Annotated in this window: 17 protein-coding genes and 1 tRNA gene; 10 read left to right on the top strand and 8 right to left on the bottom strand. The window is 61.1% G+C overall.

The window, feature by feature from the left end; genetic code table 11:
- Positions 1 to 77: 77 nt before the first annotated feature.
- Positions 78 to 3,827, bottom strand: coding sequence for a cell division protein PodJ (podJ, locus tag V6R85_RS05295; RefSeq protein ID WP_111833720.1), 3,750 nt, complete (start codon positions 3,825 to 3,827; stop codon positions 78 to 80).
- Positions 3,828 to 4,204: 377 nt separating this feature from the next.
- Between podJ and V6R85_RS05290 the strand changes: the two genes are divergently transcribed.
- The 6 genes from V6R85_RS05290 (at position 4,205) to V6R85_RS05265 (ending at position 11,408) form a co-directional block, all read left to right on the top strand.
- Positions 4,205 to 6,001 carry an acyl-CoA dehydrogenase C-terminal domain-containing protein gene (locus V6R85_RS05290; protein WP_003503500.1) on the top strand — a complete coding sequence of 599 codons (1,797 nt, stop codon included), beginning with the start codon at positions 4,205 to 4,207 and terminating at the stop codon, positions 5,999 to 6,001.
- A gap of 37 nt (positions 6,002 to 6,038) precedes the next feature.
- Positions 6,039 to 7,247 (top strand): acetyl-CoA C-acetyltransferase, encoded by a 1,209-nt coding sequence (locus V6R85_RS05285; RefSeq protein ID WP_060722877.1) that lies wholly within the window; start codon positions 6,039 to 6,041, stop codon positions 7,245 to 7,247.
- A 256-nt stretch (positions 7,248 to 7,503) separates the two neighbouring features.
- The gene (locus V6R85_RS05280) at positions 7,504 to 9,720 is read left to right on the top strand and encodes a 3-hydroxyacyl-CoA dehydrogenase NAD-binding domain-containing protein (protein ID WP_060722879.1); all 2,217 of its coding nucleotides are present in this window, start codon (positions 7,504 to 7,506) and stop codon (positions 9,718 to 9,720) included.
- A 149-nt stretch (positions 9,721 to 9,869) separates the two neighbouring features.
- Positions 9,870 to 10,301 carry a hypothetical protein gene (locus tag V6R85_RS05275; protein WP_003503494.1) on the top strand — a complete coding sequence of 144 codons (432 nt, stop codon included), beginning with the start codon at positions 9,870 to 9,872 and terminating at the stop codon, positions 10,299 to 10,301.
- Positions 10,302 to 10,583: 282 nt separating this feature from the next.
- A tRNA-Phe gene (locus V6R85_RS05270) sits at positions 10,584 to 10,659 on the top strand.
- 281 nt (positions 10,660 to 10,940) lie between these two features.
- Positions 10,941 to 11,408 carry an alpha-ketoglutarate-dependent dioxygenase AlkB gene (locus tag V6R85_RS05265; RefSeq protein ID WP_236775436.1) on the top strand — a complete coding sequence of 156 codons (468 nt, stop codon included), beginning with the start codon at positions 10,941 to 10,943 and terminating at the stop codon, positions 11,406 to 11,408.
- Between the two features lie 10 nt (positions 11,409 to 11,418).
- Here the strand turns inward: V6R85_RS05265 and mnhG are convergent, their stop codons facing one another.
- From mnhG to V6R85_RS05230, 7 genes are all read right to left on the bottom strand, one after another.
- Positions 11,419 to 11,763, bottom strand: a complete 345-nt coding sequence (mnhG, locus tag V6R85_RS05260; RefSeq protein ID WP_111833719.1) for a monovalent cation/H(+) antiporter subunit G — start codon at positions 11,761 to 11,763, stop codon at positions 11,419 to 11,421.
- Positions 11,760 to 12,041, bottom strand: a complete 282-nt coding sequence (locus V6R85_RS05255; protein ID WP_003503490.1) for a K+/H+ antiporter subunit F — start codon at positions 12,039 to 12,041, stop codon at positions 11,760 to 11,762. The genes mnhG and V6R85_RS05255 overlap by 4 nt, the downstream gene beginning before the upstream one ends.
- Positions 12,038 to 12,526: a Na+/H+ antiporter subunit E gene (locus V6R85_RS05250; RefSeq protein WP_003503489.1), complete on the bottom strand. Its 489-nt coding sequence runs from the start codon at positions 12,524 to 12,526 to the stop codon at positions 12,038 to 12,040. Before V6R85_RS05250 ends, V6R85_RS05255 begins: the two co-directional genes overlap by 4 nt.
- Positions 12,523 to 14,169, bottom strand: a complete 1,647-nt coding sequence (locus tag V6R85_RS05245; protein WP_003503488.1) for a monovalent cation/H+ antiporter subunit D — start codon at positions 14,167 to 14,169, stop codon at positions 12,523 to 12,525. The genes V6R85_RS05250 and V6R85_RS05245 overlap by 4 nt, the downstream gene beginning before the upstream one ends.
- Positions 14,166 to 14,501 carry a Na+/H+ antiporter subunit C gene (locus tag V6R85_RS05240; protein WP_003503487.1) on the bottom strand — a complete coding sequence of 112 codons (336 nt, stop codon included), beginning with the start codon at positions 14,499 to 14,501 and terminating at the stop codon, positions 14,166 to 14,168. Before V6R85_RS05240 ends, V6R85_RS05245 begins: the two co-directional genes overlap by 4 nt.
- Positions 14,501 to 17,419, bottom strand: coding sequence for a monovalent cation/H+ antiporter subunit A (locus tag V6R85_RS05235; RefSeq protein WP_111833718.1), 2,919 nt, complete (start codon positions 17,417 to 17,419; stop codon positions 14,501 to 14,503). Before V6R85_RS05235 ends, V6R85_RS05240 begins: the two co-directional genes overlap by 1 nt.
- A gap of 106 nt (positions 17,420 to 17,525) precedes the next feature.
- On the bottom strand, positions 17,526 to 17,903 hold the full coding sequence (locus tag V6R85_RS05230; protein ID WP_111833717.1) for a hypothetical protein: 378 nt from the start codon (positions 17,901 to 17,903) through the stop codon (positions 17,526 to 17,528).
- Between the two features lie 518 nt (positions 17,904 to 18,421).
- Here V6R85_RS05230 and V6R85_RS05225 point away from each other — a divergent pair.
- The 4 genes from V6R85_RS05225 to V6R85_RS05210 are packed head-to-tail and all read left to right on the top strand — an operon-like array spanning position 18,422 to position 22,956.
- On the top strand, positions 18,422 to 20,017 hold the full coding sequence (locus tag V6R85_RS05225) for a globin-coupled sensor protein (protein ID WP_336377025.1): 1,596 nt from the start codon (positions 18,422 to 18,424) through the stop codon (positions 20,015 to 20,017).
- The gene (locus V6R85_RS05220) at positions 20,017 to 20,316 is read left to right on the top strand and encodes an STAS domain-containing protein (protein WP_003503483.1); all 300 of its coding nucleotides are present in this window, start codon (positions 20,017 to 20,019) and stop codon (positions 20,314 to 20,316) included. The genes V6R85_RS05225 and V6R85_RS05220 overlap by 1 nt, the downstream gene beginning before the upstream one ends.
- Positions 20,313 to 20,678, top strand: coding sequence for a chemotaxis response regulator CheY1 (cheY1, locus tag V6R85_RS05215; RefSeq protein ID WP_003493773.1), 366 nt, complete (start codon positions 20,313 to 20,315; stop codon positions 20,676 to 20,678). Before V6R85_RS05220 ends, cheY1 begins: the two co-directional genes overlap by 4 nt.
- 16 nt (positions 20,679 to 20,694) lie before the next feature.
- The gene (locus tag V6R85_RS05210) at positions 20,695 to 22,956 is read left to right on the top strand and encodes a chemotaxis protein CheA (RefSeq protein WP_112958470.1); all 2,262 of its coding nucleotides are present in this window, start codon (positions 20,695 to 20,697) and stop codon (positions 22,954 to 22,956) included.
- The last annotated feature ends 13 nt before the right edge of the window (positions 22,957 to 22,969 follow it).

The raw sequence follows: 22,969 nt of genomic DNA, 5'->3' as shown, positions 1-22,969 counted from the left end.
GTGGGCAGGCCGCCACATTCCTGCGCGGGGTCGCCCGGAAGCGGCCAAGGGGGGCCGCTTCGCCAGTTCCAGAACGCTTACTTGTTGCGGGCGAGAAGCGCGGTCACCAGTTCGTTGGTGATGCGCCCGTCGGGTGTCTGACCCACGGACTTCTGGAAGTCCCTGATGGCGGTTACGGTGTTCTTGCCAAGCTTGCCGTCGGGCTGGCCGGCGTCAAAACCGTTCTTGTTCAGGATCGCCTGAATGTTGCGGATCGCCTTTTCCATGTCCACGGAGGCGGTCTTCACACCCTCCTTGCCGGCCCATTCCTCGGGCGGGTTGACGCTGTTGGCGTCTTCCGAAAGCGGCTTGACCTTCCAGGCGTCCACCTTGGCCTTCGCACTCTGAAGCTGCTGCGGGTTCAGGGCCCCTGCCACTTCGTCGCGCTTCTGGGCGGCGTCCGCGTCACCGTCTCTGGCGGCGATGGCGAACCACTTGTAGGATTCTTCGATATCCTGCTTCACGCCGCTGCCGCGGGCGTAGAGAATGGCGAGGTTGAACTGGCTGTCGCGCACACCGAGGTCAGAGGCCTTGATGAACCATTGTGCGGCGGCGGCGAAATCCGGCTGACCGGCCGCGTCGGAGGCCTGCAGGACCGCGAGATTGTGCATCGCGCCGGCATTGCCCTGTTCGGCCGCCAGCGTGTAGTAGCGCTTGGCTTCGGCAAGGTTACGTTCGACGCCGTTCGCCTTCTCGTAAAGATTGGCAAGACGATATTGCGCGGGCGCAAGACCGCGATCAGCAGCCAGCTTGTACCACTTTGCCGCTTCCGCACGGTCGGCGGCAACGCCGCGGCCGTCGGTGTAGCGCGCTGCGATCTCGAACAGCGCCTGCGTATCGCCCTTGGCGGCGGCTTCGGCAAGCGATGCGGGCTCGATGCCAGCGGGAACCGCGATGGCGTCCTGGGCAGGAGCAACCGGGGCAGCGGTTTCGGCCGGTTTCGGAGCTTCGTTCTGCGCGACGGCGCCGGAATTTGCGGGATCCACAACGGGAACATCGGCAACCGGCGGCTCGTCCGGCAGCGGCGCACCGCCTATGGTGCGGTTATCGATGGTGTTTTGCGCCGGGGCGGTATTTTCGATGCTGTCGGCCGATGCCGACTGTTCCGGATCGATGGCGAGATCGGACGGAATGGTGACGGCCTTTTCGCCGGTGTCGGGAAGTGCTGAAACCGGGCCATTGTCCATCTTCTGCTCGATGACCGGCGCCGGGGCTTCCGCGCCGCCGATCAGCGTTTTGACGAGCGGCATGGCCATCATGGCAAGAAGAATGGCGCCGATGCCAAGCAGCAGCGGGCGGCGATAGCGGGAAAGTGCCGAGGTGTCGGCCTTGCGGCTCTTCTTGCCGGTTTCAAGCTTTTCCGGCGATGTTTCCATGGCGGCGGCCTGCGCTGCGCGGCGGGCGGCGGCGATGAAATCCGTCCGTCCTTCCGCATCCGCAGCCTTGCCGCTGGCGGCCACCTGGCTGGCGCGCACGCGTTCCAGGATTTTCTTGATATCGGGCGCACCCGAACCCGGCTCCAGAAGTTCGTTCTCCTGACCTGCGGGCAGCACATCGATCGGATCGAGCGAGGGAGCGGGCTCGACCTGGGTGCGGGTGGAGGAGGCGGATATGGGCTCTTCAGCTGTTTTGGCGGTCTTCGCCGTGCCAGTCTTGAAACGCTTCGTCAGGCCTGCAAGCAGGCTTTTCTTTTCCGCTTTTGCGGGCTTTGCGGCAGCAGGTGGTACGATCGTTGCCGCGTCGTTTTCGCGGGCGTCGTCGAGAATGGCCTGTTCTTCGGCAATATAGCCTTCCTCCGGGAAGATGGCGGCCGGCATGGGCGCTTCTTCGCGGGCGGGGGCGACCATCTGCTGCGCGACGTTGCGGGGAGCTTCGTTACGATAAGCGGGGGCGTTGTCGAGGCTGTCGAGCCGGCCGGCAATCTGCACCAGCGTTTCGTGCAGCGCTTCGAAGGTACGGTGCGTGCGCTCTTCGGTATTGCGGCTCAGCGCTTCGAGACTGCGCAGGTCGGTCGCAAGATCGGTCAGCATCGTCATGTCGGCGATGTTTGCGCCGGCCGAGAGATTGTTGCGGGTATAGGCATCCAGAACGGCTTCGGCAGCCTGCCGCGCCGCTTCGATGATATATTCATCGTTCGACGCCATGTAGTCTTCGATCGCCGCCATACGGGCGTCGAGTTCCGGCGACATGCCTGTCGCCTGCATCTGCACCGGCTGGCTGATCAGCGTGGAGAGATGGGCGATCTGGTTTTCGAGGCTGGCCAGCGCATGGCTGTCGGCGGGCGCGGCGTGGGCGGTCTCGTCCAGGCGGGCGGCAATATTGCCGAGCCGCTCTTCCAGACGCGAAAAGGCGCTTTCGCTGAGCCCGGATGCGGCCTGCGGCTGGCTGTAACGATAATCGAGGTCCTCGATCCGGCGCGACAGCGTGTCGAGCCGTTCGGCCAGACCGTCATTGACGACGCCGTGATCCAGCGCATCGATCTTACGGGAAATGTCGCTGAGGAAAGATGTCAGCTCCGCCTGCTGCGAGGGACGTTGCGAACGCTCCAGCAGCAGGGAGAGCTGGTCCAGCCGCTCGTGCAGCTGGGCGGCGTCGCGGGCGGTGCTGAGCTCATCGATCTTGCCGGCCAGCGCTTCAAGACGCGCGGTGAGATCGAGCGTCGGTTCCGGCTTTGCGGCGGCAAGGCGGTTGATGTCGCCGAGCTGTTCGGAAAGACCGTTCAGCCGGGTTTCCAGCCGCTGCGCCAGCGCATTGTCCGTTGCCTGCGCATTGGCGCGCGCGCCGGTGGCGGCAATGGCGCGGCTGATTTCATCCAGCCGCTGGTCGAGACCGGAAAACTGCTCGCTAAAGGCGGCCTCGTTCGGCTTCATATGCTTGCCGAGCTGCTCCACGGCGCTGGCAATCGCGATCAGCTTGTCTTCGAGCACGCGCACGGCCGGATTGTTGCTCATGCCGCCAAGCTGAGTCTTGATGTCATCAAGACGATAGGCGAGCGAAACGATCTCATCCTGCAGCGCGCCGGCGTCGAAACCGCGCAGCGTGTCTTCCACATTGTTCCAGCGGCTTTCGATCCGGTGCACGCTGTCTTCGCGCGCAAGCTGGTCGATCGTCAGGCGCAGGTCTTCGAATTCGTTGCGCAGCCCGTAGGCGTCAGGCGATGCCAGATTGCCGAGCTGGTCTATGCTGCCGGCCAGCCGTGCGATGTCGTCGCGCAGGTCGCCAATGAACTGCTGGTCTTCCGCGACTGCGCGAATATTGCGGATTTCGGCGCGCAGGCCCTGCGCTTCGCGCGCAACGCCTTCGGCAATATCGTGCTTCAGCTCATGCCGCAGATTGACGAGCGCCTGCGCAATCTCCTGCAGTGCCGCGTCGTTGCGCTGCGGTTCCTGATAGGACGGGATGGAACGTGCACGCGGGGCGGGAGCGGCGGCGGTCTGCTGCGTGTCCCTCGGACGGTATTCCGGCGCAAGCGGTCTGGTAATCGTCCGTTCCGGGCGGGCGGCGGGTTCCTGCGGGCGCTGGAAGCTTGCTTCGAGGAGGCGCTGGCGCTGGCGGATTTCGTTCACGGGGTCGAGCTGCGGCGGGGTAACGCTGGCGCGTGGCTCGCGGGGCGCGGCATAAGCTTCGGTTTTGGGCTCGACCTGAGCGTTCGCACCCCGAGGGTCGCGCGGGAACTTCTGGCTCATCAACCCTTCGATACGGGCTTCAAGGCCTTCAATGGTGCGATTGAGAGCATCAAGAGACGATCTGTCGCTTGGCTGTTGGTTTTTCGATCGCAATCCGTTCATCTTTTCGCTCGCTTCGCTTCCGCCCGCCGTGCCCGGTTATCTGTCGCGACGTTGCCTGCCTGAACACGCCGTCGCCGCAACATGCAGCAATTCCAGAGCCGGTATTTGCCCCCGTTGAGGAAAATGCGCCGGAGTACGAAGCAGTTACCTCTTTCGGGAGAATTCACGAAACGTGGTAAAGAAGTGGTTAACTATGGTTGGAATTTTTTAACTTTTGTGGCGCGTGAGAGCCATGAGCAGCGCCGGCCATCCATTCCGCGGAAAAGGGGAGGCGATATTCCGCCGAAATTTGTTTGACGTTTACGCGCACGTCAAATATTGTCATCCCATATCGGCCGGATTATCGCCGGCGCCCACGATGCGGAGGAACATCGGTAATGCCTGTTTACAAGGCCCCAGTTAAAGACACGCTTTTTATCCTGAACGACGTTCTCGGCCTGGAGCGGTATAACAACCTGCCCGGCTTTGAGGATGCAACCCCCGACATGATCGAGGCGATCACCGGCGAGGCCGCAAAGCTTGCCGAGGAGCGGCTTTTCCCGCTCAACCTTTCCGGCGACAGCCAAGGCTGCAAGCGCGCCGATGACGGTTCGGTCTCCGTGCCCGATGGTTTCAAGGACGCTTATGACGCCTATTGTGAAGGCGGCTGGATCGGCCTTGCCGTTCCGCCGGAGTTCGGCGGGCAGGGCCTGCCCTATACGCTGCATGCAGCTATCGGCGAATATATGTCGTCGGCCAACCTGTCGCTGATGATGTATCCGGGCCTCACGCAGGGTGCGATTGCCGCCGTTCTCGTGCATGGCACGCAGGAGCAGAAGGAAACCTATCTGCCGAAGATGGTCGAAGGCTCCTGGTCCGGCACCATGAACCTCACAGAACCCCATTGCGGCACCGATCTCGGCCTGCTGCGCACCAAGGCGGTTCCGCAGGGCGACGGCAGCTATAAGATTTCCGGCCAGAAGATCTTCATCTCCGCCGGCGAACATTCCATGACTGACAATATCGTCCATCTGGTGATTGCCCGCATCGAAGGTGCGCCGGAAGGCACCAAGGGCATTTCGCTCTTCATCGTGCCGAAATTCCTCGTGAAGGAAGACGGCACGCTTGGCGAGCGTAACGGCGTCACTTGCGGCGCAATCGAACACAAGATGGGCATCCACGGCAACGCCACCTGCGTCATGAACTATGATGACGCGACGGGTTATCTGCTGGGCGCGGAGAACAAGGGCCTTTCGGCCATGTTCGTGATGATGAACGAGGCCCGCCTCGGCGTCGGCTTGCAGGGTCTCTCCGTTGGTGAAATCGCCTATCAGAACGCGGTCGAATATGCCCGTGAACGTATTCAGGGCCGCTCGCTTTCCGGCGCCAAGTTCCCGGACAAGAAGGCCGATCCGATCATCGTGCATCCCGATATCCGCCGCACGCTGATGACCATCAAGGCTTACAACGAGGCCGGCCGCGCTTTCCTTCTGTGGACCGCGCTGCAATCCGATATCGCCCACCGCGCCGCTGACGAAAAGCAGCGGCAGGCGGCAGACGATCTGCTTGGCCTCGTTACGCCGATCCTCAAGGGTGTGCTGACCGACAAGGGCTTTGACCATGCTGTCATGGCGCAGCAGGTCTTCGGTGGTCACGGCTACATCGAGGAACATGGCATGAGTCAATATGTCCGCGATGCCCGTATCACCATGATCTATGAGGGCGCCAACGGCATTCAGGCGCTCGATCTGGTGGGCCGCAAGCTCGGCATGAATGGCGGCCGTGCCGTGATGGCGCTCTTCAAGGAAATCGGCGATTTCTGCGAGGAAAACCGCGCCGACGAAAAGCTTGCCCTTTACACCAAGGGTCTGAAGAAGGGTTTGAACGACCTGCAGGCCGCAACCATGTGGTTCATGCAGAACGCCATGGCCAAGCCCGACAATGCCGGTGCCGGTTCGACCGACTACATGCACCTCTTCGGCATCGTGGTGCTGGGTTACATGCAGGCGCGCATGGCGAAAGCCGCGAGCGAAGCGCTTGCGGCCGGCAGCGCTTCGGACGAGGATTACCTCAAGACCAAGCTTGTCACGGCGAAGTTTTATATGGAGCGCATCATGCCGGAAACGGCGCTGCGCAAGGCCCGCATCGAAACCGGCGCGGACACCATGATGGAACTGGCTGCGGAAGCATTCTGAGAAGGTTGGCGGTAAACACGCCGCAGGGAGAGAGTTTATGACCGACGTTTATATCTACGACCATGTCCGCACCCCGCGCGGACGCGGCAAGAAGGATGGCAGCCTGCATGAGGTGCCCTCCGTTCGCCTTGCTGCCAAGACACTGGAAGCCATCCGCGACCGCAATGGGCTCGACACCTCTGCTGTCGACGACATCATCATGGGCTGCGTCGATCCTGTCATGGATGCCGGCGCGGTGATCCCGAAAGCCGCCGCCTTCGAGGCCGGTTATTCCAACAGGGCGCCGGGCATGCAAATCTCGCGCTTCTGCGCCTCGGGTCTTGATGCCATCAACTTCGCGGCCGGCAAGGTCAAGGCGGGATCGGACGATATCGTCATCGCCGGCGGCGTGGAAAGCATGTCGCGCGTCGGCATGGGCATGTCGGGCGGTGCCTGGTACATGGACCCTTCGGTCAATTTCCCGGCCTTCTTCATGCCGCAGGGCGTTTCGGCCGATCTCATCGCCACAAAGTATGGTTTCTCTCGTGACGATGTCGATGCCTATGCCGTCGAGAGCCAGAGGCGTGCGGCGCATGCCTGGGAAAAGGGCTATTTCAACAAATCAGTCATTCCGGTGAAGGACTCAAACGGTCTGACGATCCTCGACCGCGACGAGCATATGCGCCCCGGCACGGACATGCAGGCGCTGGCTTCCCTCAACCCCTCCTTCCAGATGCCGGGTGAAATGGGCGGCTTCGAAGCCGTCGGTATCATGGCGCATCCGGAAGTGGAGCGGATCAACTACGTCCATCACGCCGGCAATTCATCTGGTATCGTCGATGGCGCGGCGGCTGTGCTGGTTGGCTCCAGGGCTGGCGGCGAGGCGATGGGCGTAAAGCCGCGCGCCCGCATCAAGGCTTTCGCCAATATCGGCTCCGATCCGGCGCTGATGCTGACCGGCCCGGTGGATGTAACCGAAAAGCTCCTGAAAAAGACCGGCATGAAGCTTGCCGATATCGATCTTTTCGAGCTCAACGAAGCCTTCGCTGCCGTCGTGCTGCGTTACATGCAGGCTTTCGATATCGACCACGAGCGGATGAACGTCAATGGCGGCGCAATCGCCATGGGCCATCCGCTGGGTGCAACAGGTGCGATGATCCTCGGCACTGTGCTGGATGAGCTGGAGCGGCGCGATCTGAACACCGCGCTCGTCACGCTCTGCATCGGCGCGGGCATGGGCACGGCGACGGTTATCGAGCGCGTTTGAGAGGCTGGTTATGAGGCGCGAGGTTTACGAGCGACCCAAGAACGAGATCGAACAGCAGCTGGCTCGGCAGAATCTGGAAAAGGACATGGCACAGGATCATAGGGCGTCCATCCGTCCTGTTTCTCCCGTCCACGTCCGGCGGCTCCGGGCAGAGCGTTGGGGTTTGATCGTGTTTCTCGTTCTTGTGGCCGGTTGTGTCGGCCTCGCAATCGGACTGTCGTAACCGCAGGGAAATTTGAGGGAAGAGGAATCCCAAATGAGCACTTATACCAATTTCACCATCGAGACGGACGCAGACGGCATTGCCCTCGTTACCTGGGACATGCCGGAAAAATCCATGAACGTCTTCACCTCTGAAGTGATGGACGAGCTGAACGCCATTGTTGACGCCACCGTCGCCGACAGCGCCGTCAAGGGCGTGGTTTTCACGTCAGGCAAGAGCACCTTTTCCGGCGGCGCCGATCTTTCGATGATCAAGTCGATGTTCTCCTTCTATAATGACGAGAAGGCGAAGAACCCGGATCAGGCGGCGGCAAAGCTGTTCGAACTCGTCGGCCGCATGACGGGCCTGTTCCGCAAGATCGAGACCAATGGCAAGCCCTGGGTTTCAGCCATCAACGGCACCTGCATGGGCGGCGCTTTCGAACTCTCGCTCGCCTGCCACGGCCGCGTGGCCTCCAGCGCCAAGAGCCTCAAGATCGCCCTGCCGGAAGTCAAGGTCGGCATCTTCCCCGGTGCCGGCGGCACCCAGCGCGTGCCGCGCCTGACGGATGCGCAATCGGCACTGCAGATGATGACGACGGGCCAGTCGCTGACCGGCGCGCGCGCCAAGGCCATGGGGCTGGTGCATCAGGTGGTCGAGCCGGATCAGCTGGTCGCCACCGCAAAGCAGATGATCAAGGACGGCCTGAAGCCGGTCGCACCCTGGGATGAAAAGGGCTTCAAGGCCCCTGGCGGCGGCATCTGGACGCCTGCCGCAGCCCAGCTGTGGCCTGCCGCTCCCGCCATCCTGCGTCGTGAAAGCGCCGGCAACTATCCGGCCGCGCTTGCCATCCTCAAATGTGTCTATGAAGGCCTGCAATTGCCCTTCGATACGGCGCTTAAGGTGGAGCAGCGTTATTTCACCGAAATCCTTCGCTCGAAGGAAGCCTTCGGCATGATCCGCTCGCTGTTCATTTCCATGCAGGAACTGGGCAAGGGCGCGCGCCGCCCGGCCGGCCAGCCGAAGACGGAGTTCAAGAAGGTGGGCGTCGTCGGCGCGGGCTTCATGGGCGCAGCTGTCGCTTATGTTACCGCCGCAGCCGGCATCCCCGTCACGCTGGTCGATCGCGATCAGGAAGCGGCGGACAAGGGCAAGGGCCATTGCGAGGAAAGCGTCAAGGCGGCCATCGGCAAGGGCAGGCTGACGCAGGATGAGGGCAAGGCCCTGCTCGACCTCGTTACTCCGACGGCGGATTACAAGGCGCTCGCCGATGCCGATCTCGTCATCGAGGCTGTCTTCGAAGACCGCGACGTGAAGAAGGCCGTCATCGAGGCCGTGGAAGCCGTGTTGCCCCAAGGCGCGATCTTCGCCTCCAACACCTCCACTTTGCCGATCACCGGGCTTGCGAAGAACTCGAAGCGCCCGACCGATTTCATCGGCATTCACTTCTTCTCGCCGGTCGAGAAGATGATGCTGACGGAAGTGATCCTCGGCAAGGAAACCGGTGACAAGGCGCTGGCCGTCGCGCTCGATTACGTGGCGAAGATCAGGAAGACGCCGATCGTCGTCAACGATACGCGCGGCTTCTTCGTCAATCGCTGCGTGCTGCGCTACATGGCCGAAAGCTACGACATGCTGATCGAAGGCGTACCCGCCGCCATGATTGAAAATGCCGCGAAATTCGCCGGTATGCCGGTCGGCCCGCTGGCGCTGAATGACGAGGTGGCGATCGATCTTTCCTACAAGATCCTCAAAGCCACCGTCGCCGATCTCGGCGAAAAGGCCGTCGATCCGCGCCATATGGAGCTGGTGAAGAAACTGGTGGAAGGCGAGGGCCGTTTTGGCCGCAAGAACGCCAAGGGCTTTTACGACTACCCGCCAAAGCCCGCCAAGAAGTCCCTCTGGCCCGGCCTGAAAAATCTTTATCCGCAACAGAAGCCGGAGGATGTGGATATGGAAGTGCTGAAACAGCGCTTCCTCGTCACGGTGGCTCTGGAAGCCGCCCGCACGGTGGAAGAAGGCATCGTCACCGATCCGCGTGAGGCCGATGTCGGCTCCATCCTCGGTTTCGGCTTTGCGCCTTACACCGGCGGTGCGCTGTCTTACATCGACGGTATGGGCGTGAAGACCTTCGTGGCGCTGGCCGAAAAGCTCAGCGAGGCCTATGGCCCACGCTTCAAGCCGACGCCGCTCCTGAAGGAGATGGCCGCCAAGGGCGAAACCTTCTACGGTCGTTTCGATCCTTACGCCAGCGCCGCCAAGGCGGCGTAAGGTTTCCGGAGAGATTACTGAACAGGCCCTTCGGGGCCTGTTTTATTATGCCGCTTTCCGTGCATCCTTTGCCCGGCTGAGGCGTTGAAAGGGCGTGACCGGGCGAAAGACGCCCGCCGCCGCAATTCAGCACGCCTCAGGAGACAGCGATGAAAGCACCACTGCGATCCCACGGTTTCGACAAGCCATCCGACCTTGACGACGAACTGGCCGAACTGGACGAAGAGGCCGAGGCTGTGGCCGCCGAAGCAAAGGTGGCAAAACCCGCAGCGAGGAGAACGCGTGCCGCCAATATCATCGACCCGGCGCTACGCGCCGAACTGGACGAGCTTCGCAAACAGGTCGACAAGATCCGCCGCGATGTCAAACGGCTGGAGGCGGCCCAACATTCCCGTCACAGACCCGCACAGCCCCACCATGAGCGCGACCGCGAGAATTCCCGACTGATGACGGTGGTGCGCTCCGTCGCCGTCACCTCGCTTGCCAGCCGCATCTTCGCGTCTTCGCCCGTCATGGCGGCGCTGGTGGCCGTGGTGCCTTTCGCGCTTGGCCTTGCCGCGCGGCGCAGTGAAGGGGCATAGCCGCCCCACGCTGTGCCCTCTCGTAACCTTGCGACCCTTTCCGAACGCGTCCGCCCGTCGAACGCCGATCAGGCCCGGCTGATGGCGGAGAGTGGATTTCCAGCCAGGATCCGGCCTCTGCCGGACACGCATTCCAGCCATCCACAGCCGCCGTGAAAAAACTGTCAAAAAACTTCGCTATGGCGCTTGCCATGTCCGAACAAGATGTTATAACCCCGCTCACTTTCGGGGCACCAAACGGCCCCGCCCGCCAAAAGCGGAGGTTCTTCAAGGACCTGAAGTGCCCGGATAGCTCAGTTGGTAGAGCAGCGGATTGAAAATCCGCGTGTCGGTGGTTCAAATCCGCCTCCGGGCACCATTTCTCTCAAATCAATTATCTAGTGAATTGGTTATGTGGTGGCTTCCCATTCATAAAGCGGGGTCTTCCGGTCATTCGCTCTCCCTATCATATGCTTTTGATAGCTCCGATGTAGCCATCTGCCGAGCTTGTTTATTTCAAGTCGATGGAGGGCGCACGCAAATGAATCATGTCGGTGCATCCCCTTTGCCGCCAGGCGTCATGTATTTCGACGCCTTCGTCTCCCCCGAGAGGAAGCCACCCTCGCAGCCATATTGGATAACGGTGCTTGGAGCACTGAGTTGAAGCGCCGTGTGCAGCATTTCGGTTATCGCTACGACTATAAAGCGCGCACTGTTACCCCAGATGCCTATCTCGGGCCATTGCCACAGTGGCTCGGTATCTTCGCTGAGCGATTGGTTACGGAAGGATATTGCCGAAATTTGCCGGACCAGGTGATTGCGAACGAGTATCTTCCGGGCCAGGGCATCAGCGCACACATCGACTGTGTTCCCTGTTTTGACGATACAATCGTGTCGATAAGCCTTCTATCCGCATGTGAGATGGTTTTCCGCGATGTGCGCGGACCAGCCGCGTGCGGTGTTTTGCTTCAACCTCGCTCCGGCGTCTTGCTGAGAGATTCCGGTCGCTACGGCTGGACCTATGAAATTCCGGCTCGCAAATCGGATATCGTGAATGGAGTTAGGACAGACCGAAGCAGAAGATTTTCCCTCACTTTTCGCAAGGTCATCGCTCCGAAACGGTCTTGATCTGGGCGAATTACAAATGCTCCCGATTGTCCGTACTCTGCTCCGCCCGGTCCCGATAAAGTGCCGCCCGGCCGAGCAGCATCAGGGAAACCGGGGTCGTCACCGTCATGAAAATGCCGATGAAGATTTCGTGGAAGGCGAAGCGGTCGCCGGACACGGAGAAATAGATGATCGATGCCATGACGATGCCGCCGGTGCCCCAGCTGGTGCCGAGGGTTGGCGCGTGCAGGCGCTCATAGAAGCTGTTGAGCCTGGCAAAGCCGATGGTGCCGATCAGCGTCAGCGAGGCGCCGAGCAGCACGAAGAAGGCCACGGCAATGGCGGCCCAGAGCGGAAATTCGTGTACCTCGTTCATTCGATCACCTCGCCGCGCATCAGGAATTTGGAAAGGGCGACGGTGGAGACGAAGCCCAGAATGGCGATCAGCAGCGATGCCTCGAAATAGATGTCGTTGCCGGTGCGCAGGCCGAAGGTCAGGAGAAGCAGCATGGCGTTGACATAAAGCGTATCCACGCCCAGCACGCGGTCCTGCGCACGCGGGCCGATGGCGATGCGATAGACTGATATCGTCATTGCTATGGCGAGCATGAACTGTGCCAGCGAAAAGGACCAGAAAAGGATAATCGAACTCATTCGAATATCTCCATCAGCAGTTTTTCATAACGGTTCTTGATGAGGCTTATCCAGGCAGCCTCATCCACATCATCGAGAACGTGAATCAGAAGCGTGCCCTGACTGGAATTATATTCGAGCCATGCGCTTCCCGGCGTCGAGGTCAGGATCGTCGCGAGAACGGCCAGCGCCATGGGGTCGCGAATATCGAGCGGCACCGCGAGGAAGCCGGATTTGCGGTTCTTTTCGCGCTCGAACAGGATGATCCTCACGACCGAGAGATTGGACCTGACGATATCATAAAGCACGATGAAGATCAGCTGCACCAGCCTGTGCCAGTTGCGGATGCGCGGCTTGGCTGGCCTCAGCGACGCCATCGCCCAGGAGGCGATAAGCGCGACACAGGTGCCAAGCAGCAGGTGCCCCGGCGAAAAGCTGTTGATCGTCATCCAGAAGAAGATCAGCGAGATCGTCAGCAGCGGATAAGGCAGGATACGGCTCATCATGGTTCCGCCTCCGGGTTCGTTCCCGCTCTCGGGGCGGAAATGACGCCCTGAATATAGCTTGCCGGCAGATCGAGAATACGCGCGGTCTCCTGCATGTAACGCATCACCGGTCCTGCCTGCACGGTCATGGCAAGCGTCAGGCCGAGCAGCAGCATGATCGGCGCGATTTCGATGACGAGCACGCGCGGCACGGTTCCTTCGATGGAGGCCCAGAAGGTGCGGATGCCGGCGCGCGTCATCGAGATCAGCGAGGCGAAACCGGCAAAGACGATCAGGAAGACAAGCCACCAGGAAAGCGTGGAAACGCTGTCATTGGCGCCAAGCCCGGAAGGGTTGAGAATGGCGGTCAGCATCGAGAATTTGGCGATGAAGCCAGAAAGCGGCGGCAGGCCGGCGAGAAGAATGCCGCAGGCGGCAAAACAGGCGCCGAGCACTGCCATGGTGGCGGGCATGGTCACGCCGACTTCTTCCTCCTCATCCTCGTCTTCGCCCTCGCCATAGGCCTCCATGGTCACGGCAAGAACGTTCGCGCCCGCATCCTGCCCGCGTTCCACCAGCTCGATCAGCATGAAGAAGGCGCTGATGGTGAGCGTGGAACTGACCATGTAATAGAGCGCCCCGGCCGCAACTGTCGGATTACCGGTGCCCATGGCGGCAAGAAGCGTTCCGGACGATACCAGAACCGAAAAGCCGGCGAGCCGCCCGAGCGCCTGTGACGCCAGAACGCCGATGGCCCCGAAGATGATGGTGGCGATGCCGCCGACAAGCAGGGCATCATGGCCGAAACCGGCGGATTCGCCTGCCGTCTGCCCGAAAAGCAGGAAGGACAGGCGGGCGATGACATAAATGCCCACCTTGCTCATGATCGCAAACAGCCCGCCAACCGGGGCCGACGCCGCGCCATAGGCGGAAGGCAGCCAGAAATTCAGCGGCCACATGCCGGCCTTGACCAGGAACGCGACGCCCAGAACCGCCGCTCCGGTTTCCAGCAGCATACGCTGGTCGGGGTTGAGGCCTTCGATACGATGGGCGAGGTCACCCATGTTCAGCGTGCCGGTAACGCCATAGATGAGGCTGACGCCGATCAGGAAGAACAGCGCTGCAACGAGGTTGATGGCGATGTAATGCAGCCCCGCCTTGACGCGCTGCTGGCCGGAACCGTGCAGCAACAACCCATAAGAGGCCGCCAGCATCACTTCGAAGAAGACGAAGAGATTGAAGAGGTCGCCTGTCAGGAACGCGCCATTGACGCCCATCAGCATCATCTGGAACAGCGAATGGAAATGCGCGCCGGACTTGTGCCACTTGGCCATGGAATAGATCAAAGACGGAATGGCAAGCAGCGCCGTCAACAGCACCATCAGGCCTGAAAGACGGTCGGCGACGAGCACGATGCCGAAGGGGGCCGGCCAGTTGCCGAGCAGGTAGACGCCGCTCGAAACCACCGCGGCGATCTCGGTATTGACGGTCGAGTTCACCTCGCGGAACAGCAGGATGGCGACCACCAGCAACAGCACGGTGGAGGTGAGGCTGATGGCGGCTTTCGCCACGCGCTGGCGCTCGTCGAAGAACAGCAGCAGGGCTGCGGTGATCAGCGGCACCAGAATGGGGGCGATGACGATGTGGAAGGGGAACGACATCATTTCGACTCCCTCCCGTCCACATGGTCGGTGCCGGTGAGGCCGCGGGCGGCAAGCAGCACGACGAGGAACAATGCGGTGGTGGCAAAGCCGATGACGATTGCCGTCAGCACCAGCGCCTGCGGCACGGGGTCGGCCAGCGTTGAGCTGTCAACGCCGTTCACCAGCACCGGCGGCGCATTGGTCTTGATGCCGCCGACGCCGAAGATGAAGAGATTGACGGCATAGGACAGCAGCGAGAGCCCGACGATGACCTGGTAGGTTCGTGGGCGCAGCACTAGCCAGACGCCGGAGCCGGTCATGATGCCGATGCCGATTGCAAGAATGAGTTCCATTACACGTCCTCCGCTTTTGCGGCTTCAGGCGTGCGAACGCGGTAGTTACGCAACGATTGGTGTGCCAGTGCTATCAGGATAAGAACGGTGGAGCCGACGACCAGCGAGAAGACGCCGAGGTCGAACAGCAAGGCCGAAGCTGTCGGCATTTTGCCGATATAGGGGATCTCCGTATATTGGAAATAGGAGGTCAGGAACGGGTAGCCGAAATACCACGAGCCGATACCCGTCGCCGCCGCCATCAGAAGGCCGAAGCCCATCCAGCGCAACGGCAGGATGCGGATGCGGTCTTCCGCCCAGCGCGCGCCGCCAGCGAGATATTGCAGCAGGAAGCCAATCGCCATGGTGATGCCGGCCGCAAAGCCGCCGCCCGGCATATCGTGGCCGCGCATGAACAGGAAGATCGAGAAGGTGATGATGACAGGGAACATCCACTGCATCACGATTGATGGCACGTAGAGATAGTCGCGAACCGTGTCCCCATTGCTGCGGTCGGGTCTTTCCGCATCGAAGGCGTTCTGCATCTGCTGCTGTTCCGGCACCCCGATGCTTTCATGCGCCGGGCGGAAACGGCGAAGCAGCGCAAAGACGGTAAGCGCCACGATCGCCAGAACAGCGATTTCGCCGAATGTATCGAAGCCGCGGAAGTCGACAAGGATGACGTTGACGACATTGGTGCCGCCGCCTTCGGTATAGGCGCGCTCCAGGAAATAGGTCGCAATCGCGTTCGGTACTGGCAGGGTCATCACGGCATAGGCGATGACGGACATGCCGATACCGCTTGCGGCCGCCAGCAGGAAGTCACGGGCGCGGCGGAGCTGCGCCGGGAATTCATTGCTGCTGTCGACCTTCTCGAAGCGTTTCGGCAGCCATCTGAGGCCAAGCAGGATGAGAACCGTGGTGACGATTTCCACCAGTAGCTGGGTGATGGCGAGATCCGGCGCGGAAAGCCAGACGAAGGTAAGGCAGGTGACGAGTCCCGAGACGCCAAGCATCACGAGGGCGGCGAGGCGGTGATATTTCGCCTGCCAGGCAGCCCCCATCGCGGCGATCATGCCGATCAGCCAGAGGATGGCGAAGATCGGATCGAAGGTCGTCACGCGCGGTAGCGATAGGGAGAATTCCGAGAGGAAGAGCGGCGAGAAACCTGCAAGAAGCGCGACAAGGATCAGAAGCCTCAGCTGCGGCTGCAGACGCCGCGTGCCGAGCGTGCTTTCCAGCCACCGCGCCCATTTCCAGGACACGGTGACGAGAATGCGCTCGAAGATGCGCTGTCCCCGCAAATGCCGGAAGACTGGCGGGCCGTCGTCGCAGCGCGAGAAATAACCGCCAAGCAGGACATAGATGGTAACGCCACCGATCAGCGCTGCGATACTCATGATGAGCGGCAGGTTGAAACCGTGCCAGATCGACAGGCTGTAGACTGGCGTCTGCGGACCGAGAACGGAAAGCACGGCCGAATGCAGGAACGGGCCGATGGACAGGCTCGGAACGATGCCGACGATCAGGCACGCAAAAACCAGGAACTCGATCGGGAAACGCATCCAGCGCGGCGGCTCGTGCGGATTGGGGTTGGGCAGGTCAACGGGTTTGGGGCCGAAGAAGACCGTATGGATAAAACGCAGCGAATAGGCGACGGCGAATGCGCCCGACAGCGTCGCGACATAGGGCAGGGCCCGGTCCAGCAGCGAGTCGGCATGGGTTTCGACGGCCTCGGCAAAGAACATTTCCTTGGAAAGGAAGCCGTTGAACAGGGGTACGCCGGCCATGGCCGCACTCGCCGCCATGGCGAGCGTCGCAGTCGCGGGCATATAGGTATAGAGCCCGCTTAAGCGCCGCATGTCGCGGGTGCCGGTCTCATGGTCGATGATGCCCGCCGCCATGAAAAGCGAGGCCTTGAAGGTGGCGTGGTTGACCATGTGGAAGATGGCCGCAACCGCCGCAAGCGGGCTGCCGAGGCTGAGCAGCGTGGTGATAAGGCCGAGGTGGCTGATGGTGGAATAGGCCAGCAGCCCCTTCAGATCCTGCTGGAACATGGCGAAATAAGCGCCGAGCAGCAGCGTGATGATACCTGCCGCACCCACCAGCCAGAACCATTCCGGCGTGCCTGCCAGTACCGGCCAGAACCGTGCGAGCAGAAATACCCCTGCTTTCACCATCGTGGCGGAGTGCAGGTAGGCGGAAACGGGTGTGGGCGCCGCCATGGCGTTGGGCAGCCAGAAATGGAACGGAAACTGCGCGCTCTTGGTCAGCGCGCCGCCGAGAATGAGAATAAGCGCCGGTAAATAGAGGGAATGGGCGCGAATGGCGGCGCCGGCCTCGATGATCTTGTCGAGGTCATAGCTTCCCGCCATGTGGCCGAGGATCAGCAGCCCGGCCAGAAGGCTGAAGCCGCCGATACCGGTCACTGTCAGCGCCATGCGCGCACCGTCGCGCGCGCCGGCGTTCTGATGCCAGTAGCCGATCAGCAGGAACGAGAAGATGCTCGTCATTTCCCAGAAGATCGACAGCAGGATGACGTTGCCAGAGAGGACCACGCCGAGCATTGAGCCCATGAAGGCGAGGAAGAAGGCGAAAAAACGCGGGATCGGATCTTCAGCCGACATGTAGTAACGGGCGTACAGCACCACCAGCAGGCCGATGCCGGTAATCAGCATTGAGAAAATCCAGGCGAACCCGTCCAGCCGCAGGGTAAAGTTCAGGCCGAGCTGGGGCAGCCATTCCACATCATATTTAAGAACCGCGCCGCCACTGACGCTCGTATAAAGAAAGATACTGCTGACCAGCCCGAAAAGGGCGACTGCGCCCGCGACGGAGGCGGGGGCTGCGGCTACACCCTCGCGCGGCATGAAAGCCGTCAGGAGCGCGCCAACGAAGGGCAATGCGACAATAAATGGGAGAATGGTTGCAAGTGTCATATGCGGCGGCGGTTTTCTCTCTGGAATGGGAGCCTACGGCGGGTTTCCGACGCCTCCGATCCCTCAAGGTTCGCAATGAACCCGATGATGATGACAGCCGGAATGACTAATACATAATATGCGGAGGCGCGCGTGGAACCACGCTGGCAAAGTCTCGGGAAGTTTGTGGCACGATGGCAACAGCAGCGAGCGAGGCTTCGGCGTGATCCCTGAGGTTCGGGGCGAATGAAGCGAACTCGCTGTAGCGAAGGCCCGAACCGGCATCGCCGGTCCTGCAGCCGACATCGTTGCCGCTATCGCAAGCTTTTTCGCGAAGAGAGATGGAACGGCCCGGATCGACGCTCTGCAATCGCTCGAGGCGGCTGGTTTTGGAAAGGGGCTTGACGCCGGAGGGCGCCTGAAAGCCGATCATGACGAGCAGGCTCGCGACCACGAGACCGATCAGCACTTGCGGATGGCGCCTTGAACTGCGGCCTTTCTCCATCCATGGCAAGTTGGCATCTCCTTGATCGTAAAGGTCTCTTTAAAGCATCACCGTTGAGCGAATATCCTGTTGATTTGTTTTAGGGGAAGCCGGACATGCTTGTCCAGCGCGCAGGCGGGAAAAACCGCCCGCAGCGTCCGATTCCTTTTCGTTTTTGCCCGTTTGCGGCAAAGTGAGGGCGGCATTGGCTAAAAGCTTTTACAAATTTTACCGTTTGACGCCGACGCCTGTGTTTCTTAACTTTCAAGCAAGGAATTAACCATAAAGATTGATGGTATTTCCACGGCGGAATGGGGTTCTCTCCCCTTCCAGGCATGACGCCGCACTGCCGTACCGGTGCCGATCCGGTATTTTCGTTTCTTGGTTCAAGAAGGTCTGGCAAGCGTCGATGCCGCATCGTCCGCGATGGGTATGTTCGTTCAAAAATCCCCTTTAGGGTGCTGGCGTTCTGAACCTTGGCCAATTTGGCCGGGTTTTACCGGCCGTCATGTTATTGGGGACGTCGGTTGGGGCAGGACTTGCCATCAGATCAAGCGCGCAGGTCGGCAGGCGGAAGCCTGGCGGGACGGTTGCGTTTTGCCGGCCTCGATGAGACGCAATCCGATTTCCTGCGCAGCTATCGCAGCATGCTGGAGCCTTACGTCAAGGCCGGCCTGCGGGACGTGATGACCCGTTTCCAGTCCATGCCGGACTGTTCCCCGTCCTTCGAAAGCGAAAATCAGCTCGACCGACTGCACGATCTGCAATCCTCGCACTGGAGCGTTTTGACGGATGCGCGTTTCGATGCGCTTTATGCCGAGCGGGTGAAGGTTCTCTCTGATAATTCCAGCCGCATGGGGCTTGATCCGCGCTGGCAGATCGCCAGCCACGCGGTGGTTCTAGAACATCTTGTCGGCGGACTGGTGGCCGAACATGCGCCGCGCTCCATCCTGCCCGGCAACCGCAAGAAAACCCGTGAACTGGCGGAAGCCGTGAAGAACGTCGTCCGTCTGGTGATGGTCGACACCGAAATCGCCGTCTCGCTGCGTTTTAACGAATTGCGCCTGCGCCATGGCCGGGAGCTGGCCGAGCAGCGTGACAGTGACCGCTCGGAAGCGGCGACGTTGCTGGGCACCGCATTGACGGCCTTTGCTGCAGGTGATTTGCAGGCCCGCATCGGCGGCGATGTACCTGAAGCCTATCGCGACGTTGCGGCTTCTTTCAATACGGCTCTGGAAACGATCGGCGCATCGCTGATCGCGGCGCAAAACAACATCGGCGAGGCTGAGGCGCTCGGCGCGCGGTTTGCGGATATGGGCCGCTCCATCGCGGAGCGTTCCCGCCAGCAGGCCGAAGCCCTTGCCGAGACCTCCCGTGCGATCCAGGCGATGATCGGTAACGTTGCCGAAAACGGCGCCCGCATAGCGGCGACGGAAAAGGCGGTTTCCAGCGCCCGCGATGCGGCTGTCGAAAGCGGCCGGGCGATCGGCGAGGCGATCAACGCCATGTCGGACATCGAACAATCTGCCGAGCAGATCGGCAGGATCATCGGCACGATTGACGAGATTGCTTTTCAGACAAATCTTCTGGCCCTCAATGCCGGCATCGAGGCGGCGCGCGCGGGTGATAGCGGCCGTGGTTTCGCCGTCGTTGCGCAGGAAGTCCGGGCGCTCGCCCAGCGGTCTGCAGATGCGGCAAGAGAGATCAAGAGCCTGGTCGGCACCACGAAGACGCAGGTTGAGGGCGGCGTGCGCATGGTCAACCGCACGCAAGACGCAATCGGCGGCGTCGTCCGGCAGGTTTCAGGCATCAACGACATGATCGCGGAAGTCTCCCGGCATACGGCCGAGCAGGCCGGCGAACTGCAATCGGTTGCCGCCGATATTGGCGGGCAGCAACGGCAGGCGGACCGGAATGCCGTCGATATCAGTGCGAGCGCCTCCGAGGCCGACGCGCTTCAAACCGTCATTCTGGAACTCGGCCGCACCATCCGCGAATTCCGCATTGCCCGTCAGGGGCAGGCGAAGGCGGCGTCCGGTGCGGACCGGCAGGACACTTCATTTATGGCCCGTGCGGATAACCGCACGGATTACGGCCAGGATTACCAACAATTCAGACGCCAAGGAGTCATGTAATGGCAGCCAGAAAAGCAGCTGAGGCGACGCTGAAACTGTCACCGGTGCTGGATCTCAACGAAGCATCGGCCCTGCACGGCAAGCTGATGACGCTGAGAGGAGCGCCGTTGTCGGTCGACGCGTCCGAGGTGGAGCGTATCGGTGCACTTTGCGCCCAGGTCCTCATGGCCGGCGCGAAGTCCTGGGAGGAGGATGGCAAGCCCTTCGGTTTTGCCAGGGTGTCCGATGCATTCGACAAGACCATGAAACTGATAGGCGTCGATATTGACCATTTGCTCCCCAAGGAGATGCAAAAGTGAAGAAAAAAGTTCTTACCGTGGATGATTCCCGGACGATCAGGAACATGCTCCTGGTCACGCTTAACAATGCCGGTTTCGAAACCATTCAGGCCGAAGACGGCATCGAGGGCCTCGAAGTGCTCGAGCAGAGCAACCCCGATGTCATCGTGACTGATATCAACATGCCCCGTCTCGATGGTTTCGGCTTCATCGAGGGTGTGCGTCGCAACGAAAAGTACCGGGCGATCCCGATCCTCGTTCTGACGACCGAAAGCGATGCAGAAAAGAAGAACCGCGCCCGTCAGGCCGGTGCGACCGGCTGGATCGTCAAGCCGTTCGACCCTGCAAAACTCATCGATGCCATTGAACGCGTAACCGCCTGATACGGGACATTTCACGATGGATATGAACGAAATCAAGGAAATCTTTTTCCAGGAATGCGAGGAGCAGCTCGCCGAACTGGAATCGGGGCTTCTTAAATTGAATGACGGCGACCGTGATCCGGAAACCGTCAACGCCGTTTTCCGTGCCGTTCATTCCATCAAGGGCGGGGCTGGTGCCTTCGGTCTCGATGATCTCGTGGCTTTCGCCCACGTTTTTGAAACGACCCTCGACTGCGTCCGCTCCAACAAGCTGGAGCCGACCCAGGATGTTCTGAAAGTCATGCTGCGCTCCGCCGACGTGCTGGCGGACCTGACCAATGCGGCAAGAGACGGCGGCAGCGTCGATGAAAGCCGCACCCGTGGCCTCGTGAAGGAACTGGAAGCGCTGGCAAACGGCGAAGCCGTTCCGGCATCCGCGCCGGCTCCCGTCGCCGTAAAGGCACCGGAACCCGTGAAGGCCAAGCCGACGGATGAGAGCGGCTTTGAGCCGATCCCGTTCTCCTTTACGGACTTTGCCGACGAAACCACGCCGCTGATGGAAGTGCCGTCCTTCCAGATCACCTTCAAGCCGCATGCGTCGCTTTATTCGAAGGGCAACGAGGCGGCACTTCTGCTGCGCGATCTCTCGCGCATCGGCGAGATGAGCATCAATTGCGACATGTCGGAGCTGCCTTCGCTCGACAAGCTCGATCCTGAAGCATCCTATCTCTCCTGGACGGTTTCGATCGCGACCGACAAGGGCGAAGAGGGTATCCGCAGCGTCTTCGAATTTGCCGAATGGGATTGCGATCTGGAAATCGTGCCTGATGTTTCGGCCGTCGCAGGCGGCGAGGAAGAGCTTCCGATGATCCCGGTGCCGTTCGACCTTTCGGCTCTCGATAGCGGATCGGAAGAGCAGCCCATCGTTGAAATCGCCACGGCGGAAGCGTCTTATGCTGCAGCAGCCGTCGAAACGGCCGTCGCGACGACGCAGATCGCCCACAGCGTCAATGCCGCCATCGAAAAGCGCGAGGCTGCGGCCGCGCCTGCCGCAGCGCAGGCGAACGCCAACGCAGCGGCCAATGCCAGCGCCGGCCAGACCATCCGTGTCGATCTCGATCGCGTCGACCGCCTGATCAACCTTGTCGGCGAGCTCGTCATCAATCAGGCGATGCTGTCGCAGAGTGTCATCGAAAACGACGCAAGTGGCACGTCGGCCGTCAATATGGGCCTCGACGAGCTGCAGCAGCTGACGCGCGAAATCCAGGACAGCGTCATGGCGATCCGCGCGCAGCCGGTAAAGCCGGTGTTCCAGCGCATGTCGCGTATCGTCCGCGAAGTCGCCGACATGATCGGCAAGCAGATCCGCCTCATCACCGAAGGTGAAAACACAGAAGTCGACAAGACGGTCATCGACAAGCTGGCGGAACCTCTGACGCACATGATCCGCAATGCCGTCGACCACGGCATCGAAACGCCGGAAAAGCGCGAGGCTGCGGGCAAGAACCCGGAAGGCACCATCAAGCTTTCGGCCAAGCACCGTTCGGGTCGCATCCTGATCGAACTGCAGGACGACGGCGCCGGCATCAACCGCGAGCGTGTTCGCCAGAAGGCGATCGACAACGATCTGATCGCCGCCGATGCGAACCTGACCGACGAGGAGATCGACAATCTGATCTTTGCGCCGGGCTTCTCCACGGCCGACAAGATTTCCGACATTTCCGGCCGTGGCGTCGGCATGGATGTGGTCAAGCGCTCCATTCAGGCGCTTGGCGGTCGCATCAGCATCTCCTCGCGCCCGGGCCACGGTTCGACTTTCACCATGAGCCTGCCGCTGACGCTTGCCGTTCTCGACGGCATGGTGGTGACTGTTGCCGGCCAGACGCTGGTGGTGCCGCTGACCGCGATCGTGGAAACCCTGCAGCCGGAAGCAAAGAACATTCACTCCTTCGGCGCCAACCAGCGGCTGATCTCCATCCGCAACTCCTTCTGCCCGCTGGTGGATGTCGGTCGCGTGCTGAACTTCCGTCCGACCCAGGCCGATCCGGTCGAAGGTGTCGCCCTTCTGGTGGAATCGGAAGGCGGTGGCCAGCGTGCCCTGATGGTCGATGCGATCCAGGGCCAGCGCCAGGTCGTCATCAAATCGTTGGAGGCGAACTATACCCATGTTCAGGGCATTGCCGCCGCCACTATCCTCGGTGACGGGCGCGTCGCTCTCATTCTGGATGTCGATGCCATCGTCAGCGCCTCGCGCGGACAGCCACTGAAGCAGGAAATGTCGCTTGCGGCGACAGGTTGAAAGCGGATCATCC

Origin of the sequence: Agrobacterium sp. CCNWLW32 (assembly GCF_037083425.1) — a bacterium.
In the GTDB taxonomy this organism is placed as follows: domain Bacteria; phylum Pseudomonadota; class Alphaproteobacteria; order Rhizobiales; family Rhizobiaceae; genus Agrobacterium; species Agrobacterium radiobacter.
Note: the sequence above shows the minus strand (reverse complement) of the source record. Positions and strands in the feature narration are given on the sequence as shown.

Bases quoted from the DNA above. Each gene is read 5' to 3' on its own strand.
- V6R85_RS05245 (WP_003503488.1), bottom strand. From the start codon at position 14,169: ATGATGTCGTTCCCCTTCCACATCGTCATCGCCCCCATTCTGGTGCCG.
- V6R85_RS05230 (WP_111833717.1), bottom strand. From the start codon at position 17,903: ATGGAGAAAGGCCGCAGTTCAAGGCGCCATCCGCAAGTGCTGATCGGT.
- V6R85_RS05240 (WP_003503487.1), bottom strand. From the start codon at position 14,501: ATGGAACTCATTCTTGCAATCGGCATCGGCATCATGACCGGCTCCGGC.
- V6R85_RS05210 (WP_112958470.1), top strand. From the start codon at position 20,695: ATGGATATGAACGAAATCAAGGAAATCTTTTTCCAGGAATGCGAGGAG.
- V6R85_RS05285 (WP_060722877.1), top strand. From the start codon at position 6,039: ATGACCGACGTTTATATCTACGACCATGTCCGCACCCCGCGCGGACGC.
- V6R85_RS05275 (WP_003503494.1), top strand. From the start codon at position 9,870: ATGAAAGCACCACTGCGATCCCACGGTTTCGACAAGCCATCCGACCTT.
- V6R85_RS05220 (WP_003503483.1), top strand. From the start codon at position 20,017: ATGGCAGCCAGAAAAGCAGCTGAGGCGACGCTGAAACTGTCACCGGTG.
- V6R85_RS05255 (WP_003503490.1), bottom strand. From the start codon at position 12,041: ATGAGTTCGATTATCCTTTTCTGGTCCTTTTCGCTGGCACAGTTCATG.
- mnhG (WP_111833719.1), bottom strand. From the start codon at position 11,763: ATGAACGAGGTACACGAATTTCCGCTCTGGGCCGCCATTGCCGTGGCC.
- V6R85_RS05290 (WP_003503500.1), top strand. From the start codon at position 4,205: ATGCCTGTTTACAAGGCCCCAGTTAAAGACACGCTTTTTATCCTGAAC.
- V6R85_RS05250 (WP_003503489.1), bottom strand. From the start codon at position 12,526: ATGATGAGCCGTATCCTGCCTTATCCGCTGCTGACGATCTCGCTGATC.
- V6R85_RS05280 (WP_060722879.1), top strand. From the start codon at position 7,504: ATGAGCACTTATACCAATTTCACCATCGAGACGGACGCAGACGGCATT.
- podJ (WP_111833720.1), bottom strand. From the start codon at position 3,827: ATGAACGGATTGCGATCGAAAAACCAACAGCCAAGCGACAGATCGTCT.
- V6R85_RS05235 (WP_111833718.1), bottom strand. From the start codon at position 17,419: ATGACACTTGCAACCATTCTCCCATTTATTGTCGCATTGCCCTTCGTT.